Annotated in this window: 13 protein-coding genes and 1 pseudogene; 7 read left to right on the top strand and 7 right to left on the bottom strand. The window is 45.7% G+C overall.

The annotated features are described in order from the left end of the window. Positions 1-835 precede the first annotated feature (835 nt). Both CAG68_RS10115 and CAG68_RS10110 read left to right on the top strand, forming a co-directional pair. On the top strand, positions 836-1,810 hold the full coding sequence (locus CAG68_RS10115) for a DUF1852 domain-containing protein (protein ID WP_017636059.1): 975 nt from the start codon (positions 836-838) through the stop codon (positions 1,808-1,810). A 30-nt stretch (positions 1,811-1,840) separates the two neighbouring features. Next, positions 1,841-2,869, top strand: a complete 1,029-nt coding sequence (locus CAG68_RS10110) for a methionine synthase (protein ID WP_031780992.1) — start codon at positions 1,841-1,843, stop codon at positions 2,867-2,869. A gap of 1,201 nt (positions 2,870-4,070) precedes the next feature. Here CAG68_RS10110 and CAG68_RS10105 read toward each other — a convergent pair. Both CAG68_RS10105 and CAG68_RS10100 read right to left on the bottom strand, forming a co-directional pair. Then, entirely contained in the window at positions 4,071-5,090 is a 1,020-nt protein-coding gene (locus CAG68_RS10105; RefSeq protein ID WP_086046920.1) for a DUF2955 domain-containing protein, read from the bottom strand. A 9-nt stretch (positions 5,091-5,099) separates the two neighbouring features. After that, positions 5,100-6,164 carry an HlyD family secretion protein gene (locus CAG68_RS10100; RefSeq protein ID WP_161441098.1) on the bottom strand — a complete coding sequence of 355 codons (1,065 nt, stop codon included), beginning with the start codon at positions 6,162-6,164 and terminating at the stop codon, positions 5,100-5,102. A gap of 99 nt (positions 6,165-6,263) precedes the next feature. Here CAG68_RS10100 and CAG68_RS10095 point away from each other — a divergent pair, with 99 nt between their 5' ends. Both CAG68_RS10095 and CAG68_RS10090 read left to right on the top strand, forming a co-directional pair. Continuing rightward, positions 6,264-7,124, top strand: coding sequence for a LysR family transcriptional regulator (locus tag CAG68_RS10095; protein ID WP_086046918.1), 861 nt, complete (start codon positions 6,264-6,266; stop codon positions 7,122-7,124). Between the two features lie 150 nt (positions 7,125-7,274). Beyond that, positions 7,275-7,817 carry a hydrolase gene (locus tag CAG68_RS10090; RefSeq protein ID WP_005457944.1) on the top strand — a complete coding sequence of 181 codons (543 nt, stop codon included), beginning with the start codon at positions 7,275-7,277 and terminating at the stop codon, positions 7,815-7,817. A gap of 39 nt (positions 7,818-7,856) precedes the next feature. Here CAG68_RS10090 and CAG68_RS10085 read toward each other — a convergent pair whose 3' ends face one another. From CAG68_RS10085 to CAG68_RS10075, 3 genes are all read right to left on the bottom strand, one after another. Then, positions 7,857-8,753 carry a 1-aminocyclopropane-1-carboxylate deaminase/D-cysteine desulfhydrase gene (locus tag CAG68_RS10085; protein WP_086046917.1) on the bottom strand — a complete coding sequence of 299 codons (897 nt, stop codon included), beginning with the start codon at positions 8,751-8,753 and terminating at the stop codon, positions 7,857-7,859. Positions 8,754-8,860: 107 nt separating this feature from the next. Then, entirely contained in the window at positions 8,861-10,147 is a 1,287-nt protein-coding gene (locus CAG68_RS10080) for a sensor histidine kinase (protein WP_086046916.1), read from the bottom strand. Beyond that, positions 10,144-10,821 carry a response regulator transcription factor gene (locus CAG68_RS10075; RefSeq protein ID WP_042523037.1) on the bottom strand — a complete coding sequence of 226 codons (678 nt, stop codon included), beginning with the start codon at positions 10,819-10,821 and terminating at the stop codon, positions 10,144-10,146. The genes CAG68_RS10080 and CAG68_RS10075 overlap by 4 nt, the downstream gene beginning before the upstream one ends. A 152-nt stretch (positions 10,822-10,973) precedes the next feature. Here CAG68_RS10075 and CAG68_RS10070 point away from each other — a divergent pair, with 152 nt between their 5' ends. Genes CAG68_RS10070 through CAG68_RS10060 form a run of 3 tightly spaced genes read left to right on the top strand, consistent with a single transcriptional unit; the run spans position 10,974 to position 13,850 of the window. Continuing rightward, positions 10,974-12,014, top strand: coding sequence for a glycosyltransferase family 2 protein (locus tag CAG68_RS10070; RefSeq protein ID WP_161441097.1), 1,041 nt, complete (start codon positions 10,974-10,976; stop codon positions 12,012-12,014). A 2-nt stretch (positions 12,015-12,016) separates the two neighbouring features. Then, complete coding sequence (locus tag CAG68_RS10065) at positions 12,017-13,423, top strand: ArnT family glycosyltransferase (protein ID WP_161441096.1); 1,407 nt, start codon at positions 12,017-12,019, stop codon at positions 13,421-13,423. Positions 13,424-13,427: 4 nt separating this feature from the next. Continuing rightward, a complete protein-coding gene (locus CAG68_RS10060; protein ID WP_054577674.1) occupies positions 13,428-13,850 on the top strand; it encodes a GtrA family protein in 423 nt (140 codons plus the stop codon). 127 nt (positions 13,851-13,977) lie between these two features. Here CAG68_RS10060 and CAG68_RS10055 read toward each other — a convergent pair whose 3' ends face one another. Both CAG68_RS10055 and CAG68_RS10050 read right to left on the bottom strand, forming a co-directional pair. Further along, a complete protein-coding gene (locus CAG68_RS10055; RefSeq protein WP_086046913.1) occupies positions 13,978-14,922 on the bottom strand; it encodes a hypothetical protein in 945 nt (314 codons plus the stop codon). Between the two features lie 3 nt (positions 14,923-14,925). Further along, a pseudogene (locus tag CAG68_RS10050) lies at positions 14,926-15,576 on the bottom strand (T6SS effector BTH_I2691 family protein); the annotation flags it as partial.

The following is a 15,576-nucleotide window of genomic DNA, read 5'->3' as shown; positions in this document are numbered from 1 at the left end:
ATGTTGTGTTGAGATTTTCTATTGATAAAAGTGAATTTTATAAATGTTAGCCATGTTATTTTTAGGGTTTTTGTTATACCAAATTAAGTAAAGTATCGTTATGTGGTTATCTCGGGTTTATGGGTTTAATTCAAATTAAAACAGTGGTTTGTGTTTTTTGTTATTATTTTTTAGAGCTTAATGTAATAGTTTGGTGATAAAGTCCGTCAATGAAGTTGCCATGTTCGTGTATGAAGTTATATGTGCTTTTACAGCAGGAAATTAAACTTTACGTTTAAGATGGTAAAGATAGAAAAAGAAATAAATAAGATTATTAAATAATCATGTTTCGAGAATATAAAATGTAACGTACTTCTAATTAAACGAATGCTTGAATAAACGATGGAGTGTGAAAAGTGCTATTTAAGTTACGCTGTCCTATATTCCAGTTGGTGCCTTGTTCATACAATGCGTTTTCTCGGCTTAAACTGGTTTATGTACTGCTAATCTCTTATCCGTTTCTTAATTACACATATTGGCAATATGCTCGCCAAGTTACGTGTATTGGTGTCAATGAAAAACAGTATCTACGATAGCTCTCTCAGGGTTGGAACTGCCACTATGAATTTCCTTCATGTTCAATGTGAAACAATACCAATATTACTCAACTCGTGAAGCAAGTATAAAAAAAGGACTGCTCTGGTGTTAGGCACTGCGACGGTCGTTTTTTGTACGAACCGTTCGTCGTAAGTGCTGTGCAACCTAACGATTGGGAAAACCAAAAAACAAAAAATGTCCCCATGCACAGAGTTAGGAAAAGTCTGCTTTATCTAAGGAAATAGGATACCAACTCACGATGAATAACGATTTCACATTTGCTATCAAAAGCATTCGCTTTGATGAGAATTACCAACCATCAGACAACACGCGAATCACTACCAACTTTGCTAATCTGGCTCGCGGAAACTACCGCCGAGAGAATCTGCGCAATGCGCTCCGAATGATCGATAATCGTTTTAATGCGTTGGCATATTGGGATAACGCGCAAGGTGACCGCTACTCAGTTGAACTTGAAATCATCTCTGTTGATATGGATATCCAAGGTAGTGGAGAAGCATTCCCATCGATTGAAGTGCTCAAAACTAACATTGTTGATCACAACACTAACGAGCGCATCGAAGGCATTGTGGGCAATAACTTCTCTTCATACGTTCGTGATTACGACTTTAGCGTTTTGCTGTTGGACCACAACAAAAACCAGCCACAGTTCAGCATCCCAGCGAACTTCGGTGATTTGCATGGCAAACTGTTCAAAGCTTTCGTTAATTCTGAGTCTTATAAACAGCATTTCAAAAAGCTGCCAGTGATTTGTCTGAGCGTATCGGACAACAAGGTATACCGACGCACCGAAAATCAACATCCTGTTTTGGGCTTTGAATATCAGCCGAACGAATCTTCGTTGACGGAGCAGTACTTCAAGAAGATGGGCTTACAGGTGCGCTACTTTATGCCGCCAAACAGCGTTGCACCGTTGGCATTCTACTTCTTCGGTGACTTGTTGAACGATTATTCAAACCTAGAGCTTATCAGCACGATTAGCACGATGGAGACATTCCAGAAGATTTACCGACCTGAGATTTACAATGCCAACGCGGTTGCCGGTAATTGCTACCAGCCAAACCTAAAAAACCTAGACCACTCGCTAACTCAAATCGTTTACGACCGAGAAGAGCGCAGCCAACTGGCGATTGAACAAGGAAAATTTGCCGAGGAGCATTTCATCAAACCTTATCAATCTGTGCTTGAACAATGGTCTGCAAACTACGCGTAATCGACAACGAGAATCTAGAAAGGAATGACGATGAAAACACTATTACCGACTTCAACGGCTGGCAGTTTACCGAAACCTTCTTGGCTGGCCGAACCAGAAAAACTTTGGTCACCGTGGAAACTGCAAGGTGAAGAACTGATTGATGGCAAACGTGATGCGCTACGCGTCGCTTTGCAAGAGCAAGAATTGGCAGGCGTTGATATCGTCAGTGATGGAGAGCAAACTCGGCAACATTTTGTGACGACCTTTATTGAGCATTTAAGCGGCGTAGATTTTGAAAACCGTAAAACGGTGACCATTCGCAACCGTTATGAAGCAAGTGTTCCGACGGTGGTTGGCCCAGTAAGCCGCACAAAGCCCGTGTTTGTTGAAGATGCCAAGTTCTTGCGTCAGCAAACTAAGCAACCTATCAAGTGGGCGCTGCCAGGCCCTATGACGATGATCGACACACTTTATGATGATCATTACGGTAGCCGTGAAAAGCTGGCTTGGGAATTTGCAAAGATCCTCAACCAAGAAGCGAAAGAGCTTGAAGCGGCGGGTGTCGACATTATTCAATTCGATGAACCTGCGTTCAATGTGTTTTTCGATGATGTGAACGAATGGGGCATTGCGTGTTTAGAGCGTGCGATTGAAGGGCTGAAATGTGAAACTGCAGTGCACATCTGCTATGGCTACGGCATCAAAGCGAACACGGATTGGAAGCAAACGCTAGGCACTGAATGGCGACAATACGAAGAAGTATTCCCTAAATTGCAGCAGTCAAATATCGATATTATCTCGCTTGAGTGTCATAACTCACGAGTGCCTATTGAGTTACTTGAGTTGATTCGCGGTAAGAAGGTGATGGTTGGTGCGATTGACGTCGCTACCAACGAAATTGAAACGCCAGAAGAAGTGGCGAACACACTGCGAGAGGCGTTGAAGTACGTTGATGCCGACAAGCTTTACCCATGTACCAACTGCGGTATGGCGCCTTTGTCTCGTGAAGTATCGACCGCTAAGCTCAATGCGTTAAGTGCGGGTGCGGAGATCATTCGTAAAGAGTTGGTGGGTTGATATTAATACTTAGGCTCCGCACCATGAACTAAAGTTAGAGTCATTCTAGCGAGTTTAAATGAGACTAGGAATCGGTTTACTGCTCGCTAGGAAATAGCGATAACTTCCGCACTTCAAAGCTCTCGGTGGGGAGCTCCTGAATCACGCTCGTCCCTCGCTGTTCAGGATGACGGATGTTGGAAGATATATTGCTCGCCACAACCCTAGGTATTGGAGCAGCTTCAAGATAGGGTCTTTCCGGCGAGTTAAAACGAGACTAGGAATCGGGTTACAGCTCGCTAGGAAATGACGATAACTTTCGCACTTCAAAGCACTCGGTGGGTAGATCCTGAATCACGCTCGTCCCTCGTTGTTCAGGATGACGGATGTTGGAAGATACATTGCTCGCCACAACCCTAGGTATTGGATCTGCTCCAAGAGAGGGTCATTCCAGCGAGTCTAGACGAGAATAGGAATCGGATTACAGCTCGCTAGGAAATAGCGATAACTTTCGCACTTCAAAGCTCTCGGTGGGTAGATCCTGAATCACGCTCGTCCCTCGCTGTTCAGGATGACGGATGTTGGAAGTATATTGCTCGCCACAACCCTAGTTATTAGAGCAGTTTCAAGATAGCGTCATTCCAGCGAGTTTAAACGAGACTAGGAATCTGATAACAGCTCGCTGGTAAATGACGAGAACTTTCGCACTTCAACGCACGTGATTAGTAGATTCTGAATCACGCTCGTCCCTCGCTGTTCAGGATGACGGATGTTGGAAGATATATTGCTCGCCACACCCCTAGATATTAGAGCAGTTTCAAGATAACGTCATTCCAGCGAGTTTAAGTGAGACTAGGAATCGGGTTACTGCTCGCTAGGAAATGACGATAACTTTCGCACTTCAAAGCACTCGGTGGGTAGCTCCTGAATCACGCTCGTCCCTCGCTGTTCAGGATGACGGATGTTGGAAAATGCATTGCTCGCCACAACCCTAGGTATTAGAGCAGTTTCAAGATAGCGTCATTCCAGCGAGTCTAGACGAGACTAGGAATCTGATTACAGCTCGCTAGGAAATGACGACAACTTTAGAACTTCACAGCACTCGGTGAGTCGATCCTGAACCACGCTCGTTCCTCGATGTTCAGGGTGACCGTTTTAAATAAAAATGCCGCTCACAGTAAAGTGAGCGGCATACATTTCCCGTTTCCAGCCTCGGCCAGATTTAATTCAACTCCACGTTCTTCATCTCAGGATGCTTTAGCAATATCACACGAATCCAGTGATGCACCACCCACATCACCATCGCGGTGAGCAGAACAGCAACGAAAATCGAGCTGAAACGGTACAAGATCGAAAAGAACGCGTCTTTTTGTTCTGGCACCAATGAAGTCGTCAGCGGAACCGATAGGGCAGACATGGCAGAAAACGCGATAGCCGCTTTAATTTGCCCCTTTGTGAGCCACAAGCAGAATGGCCCCATTGCAATGGTAAAGGCGAGCCAAAAGAGTAGCCCATGCCCATACCAACTGCCCAATATCAGCTGAACAGCCATCCCTGCGATGCAGCCTAGTGCGGTGCCGATGATGCGAATTTTTGCCATGGCGAGCGAGCCTGCTAAAGTCATTGGGGTTAGGATGATCAAAATGGAAGCTTGTGCGGATAACGAGTCATATAAGTCCGCTACTTGGAATACGATAAACGCCGCCATCGCCACTACCCAACCCATGGCAACTTGGCTGATGTAGTCAATATCGCTTTTCACTGGGGTCGACATCTCAATGTGCTCGGTGGGGGACTTTGGCTCAGGGAACAACCAATACGCGAATGCGCAAACAAAAATATTGCTGAACGCCATCACCCACATGTTGACATTGAACTCTTCAATATCCATGAAGTTATAGCTGGCAAAATTCAACACAATTGAACCCACTAACAGCCCCATGTAACCAAATAAATAGGTTTTCTGGTTCATCATTGCAATACACTTGAACAGCATCATGATTCCGACGGCTACGGTCATTAATGTTGGATGAAACTGCAAGTATTCCAGCAAAAATGTGGCTTGTATGGTTGTCCACACCGCAGAGAAAAACACGATCAATAAAGCCGAAAGATTAAAGTTGTCCATTCTGCCCAATATAAACAGCGGCATCATGATGGCAAAAAATCCGTAAGACCAACCGAAGATCATGCTTAGCGCGAGCCCTAAAGAGCAGCCGAACCAAATTCGTAAGGTTTTCATTGTCGCCGCCTAGTAAATGAAGTGGAACCAGCTTGCGAGGTGAATCTGTGCTTGCGCCATCAACTGCCAGAAAATGCTGTTGTCTGGGTATAAAACAATGGTAGCGCGAGAGCCGACAAACAGTGCTGGTGGTAACTCTTCGCTGCTGGTTAGGTTCACTCGTGTACGCTGTGCATCACGTACCCAGCGGTTGTTCACTTCTACTTTGGTTAGTGCGCCATTAGGCGTTTGTTGTGCGGCTGCTACACCGTAATCGCGGCTAGCTAAATCAAAGTCGTACACTGAACCTGGGTTGGCATCAAATGTGACCAAGGCGTGGAAAGTCTTGTCTACGTTCGCGACGGATTTTTCACGAAAATCAACGGCTACCCAAAGTGATCCTGTTGGTACAAATGTCAGCAATGGCATGTTGGTGTTTGCCATCGTGCCAACTTCTAGTTGCAGGTTGGTCACGACACCATCACTGGGAGCGAGTACCGCGGTATTTGCCAAATCAAGTTGCGCCTTTTCGATGCCATTTTTGGCAATTCGAACGGCGGTGCTTTGACCTTTTTGATCGCCTAATTGCGCCTCAATGACTTTTAAGTTTTGTCGTTCCGCTTTAAGCGCTGCACGTGATACCTGATTTTGGGCAAAGGCATTATCGAGTGTCGATTGAGAGATGACTTTCTGCTTCGATAGTGTCAGTAAGCGGTTGTACTCGCGGTGTGCATTATCAAATGTCGCTCGTGCGCGGGCAATATTGGCAAGAGCGGCTTCGCGTTGAGAATACAGTGTTGCTTCTTTTTCATAAGCGGATTGCAGAGACAGCTCCGCCTGTTCAAGTGCTATCTTGTATTTACGATCATCAATCGTAAACAACACATCGCCTTTTTGAACGGACTGGTTATTCTCGATGAGAACGTCGGTCACTTTACCAGATACCTCGGGTGCGACTTGGACAACGTATCCTTGTACTCGTCCTTCGGTCGTTAAGGGGGCGTGGCGGTCAGCAATGATAATGTACAAAAATAGTACGATGAACAGGACAATCAAAGTTCGCATCCAGTGTTTGAATTTTTGTTCAGCCGTCATTACAAGTTCCGTTAAACATATTTGATAGCGGATTATAGAGAAGTCACCCACAATTCAGTAGAATGATAATACGAACATGGATGACCTAAAAATAGGACAATGAACGTTAGTTTTGATGATATTTACCTATTCACTCAGACGGTGGTTCACCGCGGTATAAGTGCAGCGGCAGAGGCGAATCAACTACAACGCTCAAAAGTGAGTCGTCGCCTGCAAGAATTAGAGAAATCGCTCGGGGTACAGCTTTTGATCCGCACAACACGCAGCATTGAGTTGACGGAGCATGGAAAACGCTTGTTTGAGTTGGTGGGGCAGCCTATTGACCATATTCAGCAAGGTTTAAATGCCATGCACGAATATCAACAAGAGCTGACGGGCAAGGTGCGTTTAGCCATTCCTTCCGCATTGATGAGCTCTGCCGCGTTTAACGCGATCATCACTGAGTACACAACGCGGTATCCGGAGATTTCGGTCGAGATTGAAAACCATCAAGAGAGTGTCGATCTCAAGCGTCAATCGTTTGATTTACAGCTTCTTCCGAGCGTGGTCAAAGTCACCGATGACAGCTATGTGCAGTTCAGTCTTTTGCCTTATCGTAGTCACTTTGTTGCGTCAAAAGCCTATCTAGAATCGCATCCGCCAGTAAAAACGGTGGAAGATCTTAAGCAGCATCGCCTTTTAACTAATCGTTACAATGCCGATTTGCTCGATTCAGATCTGCATGTGGCGTTGCGTTCGGATGACCTCAACTTGCTGCGCTCGATGGCGATAGCAGGAAACGGCATCGCGTTTATTCCTCAAATTCATTCCAAGCCTGCACTGAGAGACGGTTTGTTGGTCGAGGTGCTGCCTCAATTCGCGCATCCGAAGCAGCATCTTACTCTGATTTATCCCTCGGCCTTATTTCTGCCCAATAAAGTCAAAGCCTTGATTGAACTAATTCGAGAGAAATTTAAATAGTCAGTTCAAACCACTCTTACCTAAGGGCAAATGTGTGAGCGAAGGTCATCTTTCTAGGTTTTATTGCTCTAACATGAAAGGGTTCTGATACATTAACTGTTGCTCAACTTGTTGAGTATGGTTTGTGGTCGCACAAGATAGGAGATGGAAATGTTATCGAAAGGAAACACGGGCCTGATTGTGGTGGATGTTCAGGGCAAACTCGCTACATTAATGCATGAAAGCGACGCACTGATTGAAAATATCACGAAACTGGTAAAGGGCGCCAAAGCACTAGATTTGCCTATTCTGTGGCTAGAACAGAATCCAGAAAGGTTGGGCCCAACCGCGGAGCCGATTCGTGAAGTGCTTGAAAGCACGCATTTACCTATTACCAAGTACACGTTTGATGGTTGCAAAGAGGCGACGTTTAAGGTCGCGGTGGAGAACGCGAAAGTTGATACCTGGTTGGTTTGCGGTATTGAATCCCACATTTGCGTCTATCAAACCGCGGTTTCTCTGCGCCAGTCCGGTTATCGCGTTGAATTAGTCACGGATTGTGTCTCTTCCCGAACCGCTGCCAATAAAGCGCTCGCTCTTGCGAAGTTAACCGCTAACGGTGTGGTGCTCACTGGGTTAGAAATGTGTTTGTATGAAATGGTCGAAGATTGCCGAGCACCTGAATTTAAAGAAATTCTGGCGCTCATCAAATAGTGGAATCACTGTAATCAGCAACAACTTTATTTGAACACGCTATTCAAATTCTCGTTGATATCTTGGCAACATCGACTCGTTGCCAAGTAACCCGCCTTGGTGAATATAAATCACCGTTTTATCTGTGTTCTCTTCCAACCAAGGGGTGAGGCATTGCCACATATACGGGTCGTATAACAGGTCAAATTCGAGGTCGGTTTGCTCAAAGAGTGCTTTCCATGTGATGTAATCTTCTTCGTACAAGCGACCAAAATGGTGTTTGTTGCGCACGGTTAAAATGGTTGGGTGGCTGTTTTCACCGAGCTGGTTGAACTGCTCAGTTAAGTAATCTGCATCGCCTACGCAAGGGCAAGTTAGCACTTCTATGCCGTGTGGGCTTAAATGTTTATGAAGATATAAAGCCGTCGTGCCAGTACCTGATGGCAGGGCGACCGTAAACTGCTCTTTACCTCTCAATCGCGTCCAATCAAGAATTTCTCGTGCTAACTGTTTGATGCCAGCTTCAGCGAGGTGGGAACGTCCACCCTCTGGAATCAGCAATGTCGACTCATCTACTCTTCGTACCTGGTGGATGTATTCACTAGGGTGAAGTTCGCTACCGATGTCTTGCATGGCGGTGATTTTCATACCCAAATCGAGAGCGCCGCGATAGTTTCCGATGGGGGAGCTTTTTAGCCAAGATGGAATGTGATGAACATAAAACTCAAATGCCCAACCTTTAATCTGGGCGAGAGCCGCTAGCGAGTACATGGCATTAGATTGAGCGGAGCCAAAGCTTATTAACGTGGTGATGTCGGGATTTTGCTCTTCCATTAACGTCATAAACTTACGTGCTTTGTTCCCAGAAAAGTGAGAATGCAGCATGTCATCACGCTTAAGAAAAAACGTATGACCGTTGAAGTTGTGTTGAGTTATCGGGCTTTCAGAGAGTTTCATGTGACTGCTGACGTGTCCAACCACGCGACCTTGCCGTTAAAAAGGGCGCGTAGTGTAACGCCATTAAACCCAGATAAAAAGTCTGTGTTTCAGTACAACCATTTCGGTTATTCCTGATGCTCTGACGCAAGATCAATTACTGCCTCACAACCACCTTCTGGATGTGTACCAATCTTAAATTGCCAGCCATAGCGTTGACACAAATCATCCACAATCATCAAACCTAATCCGTGCCCATCAGAATGTGGAATGGTTGAAAAGCCTTCACCTTCATCGCGCACCGAGATGGTGTTTTCATCCATGCTGATATGAATTGATCCCGATGGTGTCGCGGCGATGCCGTTGCGAATCAGGTTGCCAAGAATAATGGTCAACACGGCATTCGTCGCGCGCGTTCTTGGGTTGCCGTCTATCTGTACATTAAAGCTGAGTGCTTTCTCATCCGCCTGAGCTTGGCTTTGGAAGATGATTTGGTTGAGTTCTTCTTCGGTGATGCTGCGTACTGGTGAATCATCTGCATTACGCTCGTAACGCACTAAGCCGAGTAGGGCATCCACCATGGTCGACATCTGCTGCGTTGCATCCTGAATTCGGTTCACTTGGCGGTTTTGGAAATCCGTGTTCGTACTTCTCGCCAGTAAGTTGCTTGAGCCTTTCATCACGGTTAACGGTGTACGCAGTTCATGGCTTGCGTATCGTGCAAAGGCTTGCTCGCGCTTGATGACTTGGTTGATTTTGTGGCGGTACTCATTCAACTCATCCGCAAGGGTTTGGAACTCTTTGGCCGAGCCCTCAGGCACACTAAAGGTCTGCGTGGCATCGCCTTGGTGATGATCGAGTTGGGTTTTAAGCGCATTGACGGGTTCAATTAAGCGCTGTGATAAACGCAGCAGCAGGCTACCAAACAGGAACACCAATACGGCGACAATGGAGAGCACCATAGCGACGACGAGAATGAATTCCTCTGAGGTGATCTCGATTTCATCAATCAAGGAAACCAGAATAACGGGATGTTCAACGCCTTTGTAGGTGTAAGTGCTCATGTAAACCATGCGCGAGTATTCACCGTCTTCTACTTCATCAAGAAAGTGTTTTTGACCAATCAGGTATTTTTGGTAGCGCTCGGCAACCAATGAGATGTCGTTGTATGCGGTGGTGAGCAGGTCAAGTTGAATACTGCCTTGCTCTGGGTGGGACTGGAAATGTTCAATCGCTTCCTTTTTGTCGACCATAATACGACGCTCGCCCACGCGGTCTTCAGACCAAAGCAGGGAGCCGGTAATCAACAAAAAGCAGAAGATGCCAATCACGACAGACACGAAAGAGAAAAATAGAGCGAGTCGCCCTGTCATACTTTGTGTGCTTTGCGTGCTAGCAAGTAAGCGATTGATCATGCACCTGTCTCCAAGCGGAAGCCAACTTTCGGTACGGTGATAAGTACATGTTGTTCAAATGGCTTATCAAGTTGGTTGCGAAGTTGGTAAATGTGGCTGCGCAGAACGTCGTTGTTCGGCTCGTTTTCTTGCCAAAGTTGGAAGGCGATTTCTTCGCGTGTCACCACATCTGGTGCGCTTTTTACAAGCATTTCCAGAATGGTGTAAGTGGTTGGGTTTAGCGCCAACAGTTTATCTTGGCGATAAGCTTTACGCGTTTTTTGGTCGATAGACACTTCACCGTATTCCAACTTGCTCGATGCGACAGTGCCACGGTAACGGCGGATCAGTGCCATCATGCGCGCTTCAAGAATATCCAGATCGAAAGGTTTGGTCAGATAGTCATCCGCACCGTGTTGGAAGCCTTTGAGCATATCGTCACGGCTATCGAGCGCCGTCAGCATAAGTACCGGTGTGTTGTTGCCCTCGTCGCGAAGTTTATTACACATGGTCAGGCCATCCATGCGTGGCAGCATGAGATCGAGCAAGATGATGTCGAAGGTGTTTTCCATCGCCAGTTTCAGGCCGAGCTCGCCGTTGTCTGCATAATCGAGTTCCATACCTGCACACTCAAAATAATCGAACAGCATGCCTGCGATTTCTCGATTATCTTCGACTAAAAGTACGCGTTTCATGTATTTCTCTCCAAGTGGGCAGGTGTTCGAAAATAACATTTCGTATTAACCGAACATTATTCACTAAGGACGTGAAAAAGATGTCAATAACATCTCTTTCACGTTGATGTTTGTAGACTGGATTCATTCATCGGATTTAGTGGAAGAGTAGCATGTCAACCTTCAACATTCACGCTGCAACCTTTTCAAAGGTGAGCCAACACACTGAGCCTAAAACAGTTTTGTCTGTTGTGGTGCCATTCTTTAACGAGCAAGAAGTCTTACCTGAATTTCATCGTCGTTTAGCCGCCGTTTTGGATGAAATGCCAGAACATTGCGAAATCGTCTATGTCGACGACGGCAGCAAAGATGACAGCCTAATGATCGCGCAAAACTTTTCTCAATCTTCTAGCGACGTTCGTTGTATTGCACTAAGCCGTAACTTCGGCAAAGAGTCCGCCATGAGTGCGGGTCTGGAACACTGCCAAGGTGAAACGGTGATCGTGATTGATGCCGACTTGCAAGACCCGCCTGAGTTGATCCCGCAAATGGTATCAAAATGGCGTGAAGGGTATGACGTAGTGAACATGCAGCGCAGTGAACGCCACGGCGAAACTTGGTTCAAACGCTTCTCGGCCGCTTGCTTTTACAAAGTGCTTAACAGCATGGCGAAATTGGATGTGCCTGAAAACGTGGGCGATTTCCGTTTACTGAGCGCAAAAGTGGTCAAACACATCAGTGCGCTGCCAGAACGTAACCGATACATGAAAGGCATTTTCTCTTGGCCGGGTTTCAAGCAAGTGACGGTTCAGTTTGAGCGTGACGCTCGTTTCTGTGGTGAGACTAAATGGAACTACATCAAGTTGATTGGCCTTGCAATGGACGGTATTACCTCGTTTTCCATTCGCCCCTTGCGCTTAGCGACACTTGCTGGTGCGTTAGTGGCGTTCAGTACCTTTATCTATGGCGCATTCATTGTGATGAAAACTGTTGTATTTGGTGAGCCTGTCACTGGCTACCCATCCATGATGGTCGTCCAACTTGCATTGGGCGGTGTGCAACTGCTGTCGATTGGCCTTTTGGGCGAATACATTGGCCGCATTTTTATCGAGACCAAGCAACGTCCTCTTTATCTTGTTCAGTCTGTTTACGAGCAGCCTGCAAAACATCAATCCATCCAAACCATGAAGTTTAAACTGGGAGAAACCGCGTAATCATGAGTATTAATAAAACCCATCTGTGGTTGTTGTTGGCGTTTGCTCTTTTACTCCGTCTTATTTCACTTGCCGCTTACCCTTTGATGGACACCACAGAAGCCCGCTACGGCGAAATGGCGCGCTTAATGGTGGAAACAGGCAATTGGCTTACCCCACAGTTTGATTACGGCGTGCCTTTTTGGGGGAAGCCACCCCTGTTCACGTGGATGAGTGCTTACGGCATTGAGCTGTTTGGATTGAATGAATTTGCAGTGCGCGCGCCTCATTGGTTAGCGGGCGTTGCGACGATTGTTTTTGTTGCTTTCATGGCGCATCGCGCTGGCTTTAATGCTGTCATCGCAGCGTTGGTACTGGCGACGTGTGGCATCTTTTCAATTGCGGCGGGTGCGGTGATGACAGACATGGCACTGACGTTGGCAATGACGATGGCGATGGTTGGTTTTTACTATTGCTGGCTTGGCAAAGACAAACACAGCCGATTGTGGGGTTACCTCGGTTTCTTTGGCTTGGCTTGCGGGCTGTTAGCAAAAGGTCCGGTGGCGATCGTGATCATGGGCATCGCAGTATTTCCTTGGCTCGTGATTCAGCATGGTTTTTTTGGTGCCTTCAAAGCCTTGTGGCAGCGTTTTCCAATTGTATCGGGGTTGGCGTTCATGTTAGCGATTGCTCTGCCTTGGTACATCATGGCTGAAATGGCGACGCCTGGATTTATTGATTACTTCATTGTTGGCGAGCACTTTAAGCGTTTTGTTGTCAGCGGTTGGGAAGGGGACCTGTATGGCTCTGCTCATGATCAACCACGTGGGATGATCTGGGTATTCTGGCTGCAGTCGGCTGCGCCTTGGTCAATTGTATTGCCTATCTTGGCGTGGAAACGTCGTAAAGTGCTCAAAGCCATTGAAACCGATCATCAAGGTTTGTTTAGCTTCCTGATGTGTTGGCTGATTTCACCAATGATCTTGTTCACCATGGCTGGGAATATTTTGCCTGCTTACGTGCTACCGGGTGTGCCTGCATTGGGCATCTTGATTGCAATGCTGGTGGATAAACACGATTTCAAATGGTTGACCGGAACGGCGGCGGTGTTGCCAGCCCTGCTTATGATTGCGATGTTGGTTTTGAATATGGGCAAAGCAGATAGCCGCAGCGACCGCATAATCTTCGCGCAAATTAATGACAACGCTCCGGTCTTTTATATTGGTAAGCGCCCGTTCTCAGGCCAGTTCTATAGTCATGGTCAGGCGAAAGAGCTTGAAGATAAGAATGACTTAAACAATCTGAAGAAATTCCATCTGATTGGTAAATCGCAGCAAGTGGATAGCATGATTCATGAAAATGCGTTGAGTTGTACCAACGAGTTCACAGCAAAATCGAAACGCTCACTCTACACCTGTGTGGTTGGATAACGGAATGCGCAAATTACCAAAATTTGCTTCGCTGGAAAGGTTTGCTTCGTTAACAAGGTTTGCTCTAGTAGGTGGTGTCGGCTTTATGGTCGACACCCTTATCTTTTCTGTGTTGTTCCATTGGTTTGGTCTGGAGTTGATGCTGGCTCGTGGGATAGCATTTTTGTTTGCAGCAACCACGACTTGGCTTGGCAATCGCTGGCTGACTTTCTCTCAAGCAGAAAAAACCAACCCTTTCGCTCAATGGAAAAAGTCTATGATGAGTGCCTGTATCAGTGCTTTGCCGAATTTTATTGTGTTTAAAGGCGTAACGCTCGCGCTAGGAACGCAAGGAATGATGGTCTATTTGGCTTTGAGCTTAGGCATATTGGCATGCATGATGAGTAATTATTTGCTCAGTGCAAAATGGGTGTTTAGTAGAGGATAGAAAGGTTCGGGCTTACTCTCCTATCCTCGAGTTAAAAATTCGTTATTTGAACCAATTTTTCTTTTTGTACATCAGAGTAAACCTAAAGCTTTTCATGGGGGATGTAAAAAGGTAAATAAGCCAAGGTTTATACCTTGGCTGCCGTTAGTTCAGATTTTGATTGTTCGATTTCAGATTCCGTTTGCCACTTGCCGTTGTAAAGGTATTCACGCTCAGGAAGTGGGGCATTTGATGCCCTTAAATCAAATACCTCTTCGGTTTGATATTCTCTACTACAAACTGGAATACTAAAGAGCCTTGATTCTGGCTTTGCTTCAAACAGCTTTTTATGATCATCGACCTCTTTACAATCCAGTTTGTAGACCTCTGACAGTTGTTTGACCATGGATTCTAAATCCGCTTCAGTTTTAAAGAAAACATAACAATCTGATCTATCTTGTGAGCGAAAGATAGTCTTATGAGCAGTATCTCGATATCTGCATATGTCATGCTTAAAATAGAACTGGATCACTTTCCTTTTTTTATTGTAGTCCGCAAACAGCCAATCCTCACGCTCTCCGATTCTCACTTCTGTTGGTTCATCTGGTTGGCGTTTAAGCATTTTAAAGGAGACTAATATAAAAGCACCTGCACCTGCTAACGCCATCGGGCCAACCATCGCTACCATCACCACACATACCACTGCACCTATCCAGCCAACGGCTTGCGTGGCGGTATTCACCCACTTAGGCATGTTGCGACGTTTCTTCATCACAAAGCCTTTGTCAGAAAAAATATAGTCATAGCGATAGTCGAGGCCAATCGTAAGGTAAAAGGCTCCAGACACCATCACCGATAAAATAAAAGAAAAAATAGTTACGTCAACCGTGTCACTCGTATGTATAAACAAAGTTAATAGGAATGGAGCGATCACAAATGGAAACGCAAAAAGTTTAAAGTAATAGCGAAATGGTTCCTCTACATCATATTTATGCCATGTTCTGACGTTATCGCCTGCGAGTATTTCTTGCTCTTGTGCCTCTTGATAAACTGCCAACTCTTCTGGGGTGACGTAAAATGGTGAATATGCCAAGGGTTACTCCTTAAAACCTAATGTGCCAACAACGGTGGTGAGTGATTTTTTAATGATATTTTGTTTGGTATTGTCTGAAATCACGCGATAAGTTGCACTCTGTTTTACGCTATTTTGGAACCAATACTCACGCTTTGATGGAGCATCATCTTCCGTATCGTACACCACTTGCATTGCAAGGTAATGGTCTACTTCTGTGATTGGCAATGCTACCTTGTACACCACCAATTCGGCACTAGCTAGGTCTTGAGTTTTAAGAGTGACTAAATCTGCGTTTTGATGCCACGAGCCGGACGTCAAATCATCTTCTGTTGCCTTGCTGTTAGTACTCACCATAATACCATTCGTTGCAGCGCGCCGTGGCAGCTGAATATGCACTTCCAAGCCAACTAACTCACGATGTGTATAGCCTGGATAAGCCTGTATATTTTCAATAGGTTGATGGTATACCGTAGGCTGTTGAATAATAGATTGTAAGTCAAACAGCGCTTGCTGCACTAATGCTGAATTATGCTTCTCTCTTTCGGGCAAGCTCGAAGATTGGCTCCACTGAGTGCGAGCAGGGTGATAACCCCAAGGCAGTTTATCTAACCATTTTTGGAAATCATCTTGTTTCAGTTTATTCAACTTATAATTGATGGCTAAGTATGTAAC

Source organism: Vibrio sp. V42_P2S4T144, assembly GCF_009904715.1.
Lineage (GTDB): Bacteria > Pseudomonadota > Gammaproteobacteria > Enterobacterales > Vibrionaceae > Vibrio > Vibrio alginolyticus.
Note: the sequence above shows the minus strand (reverse complement) of the source record. Positions and strands in the feature narration are given on the sequence as shown.

Coding starts and splice junctions, on each gene's coding strand:
- CAG68_RS10115 (WP_017636059.1), top strand. CDS start 836: ATGAATAACGATTTCACATTTGCTATCAAAAGCATTCGCTTTGATGAG.
- CAG68_RS10110 (WP_031780992.1), top strand. CDS start 1,841: ATGAAAACACTATTACCGACTTCAACGGCTGGCAGTTTACCGAAACCT.
- CAG68_RS10105 (WP_086046920.1), bottom strand. CDS start 5,090: ATGAAAACCTTACGAATTTGGTTCGGCTGCTCTTTAGGGCTCGCGCTA.
- CAG68_RS10100 (WP_161441098.1), bottom strand. CDS start 6,164: ATGACGGCTGAACAAAAATTCAAACACTGGATGCGAACTTTGATTGTC.
- CAG68_RS10095 (WP_086046918.1), top strand. CDS start 6,264: ATGAACGTTAGTTTTGATGATATTTACCTATTCACTCAGACGGTGGTT.
- CAG68_RS10090 (WP_005457944.1), top strand. CDS start 7,275: ATGTTATCGAAAGGAAACACGGGCCTGATTGTGGTGGATGTTCAGGGC.
- CAG68_RS10085 (WP_086046917.1), bottom strand. CDS start 8,753: ATGAAACTCTCTGAAAGCCCGATAACTCAACACAACTTCAACGGTCAT.
- CAG68_RS10080 (WP_086046916.1), bottom strand. CDS start 10,147: ATGATCAATCGCTTACTTGCTAGCACGCAAAGCACACAAAGTATGACA.
- CAG68_RS10075 (WP_042523037.1), bottom strand. CDS start 10,821: ATGAAACGCGTACTTTTAGTCGAAGATAATCGAGAAATCGCAGGCATG.
- CAG68_RS10070 (WP_161441097.1), top strand. CDS start 10,974: ATGTCAACCTTCAACATTCACGCTGCAACCTTTTCAAAGGTGAGCCAA.
- CAG68_RS10065 (WP_161441096.1), top strand. CDS start 12,017: ATGAGTATTAATAAAACCCATCTGTGGTTGTTGTTGGCGTTTGCTCTT.
- CAG68_RS10060 (WP_054577674.1), top strand. CDS start 13,428: ATGCGCAAATTACCAAAATTTGCTTCGCTGGAAAGGTTTGCTTCGTTA.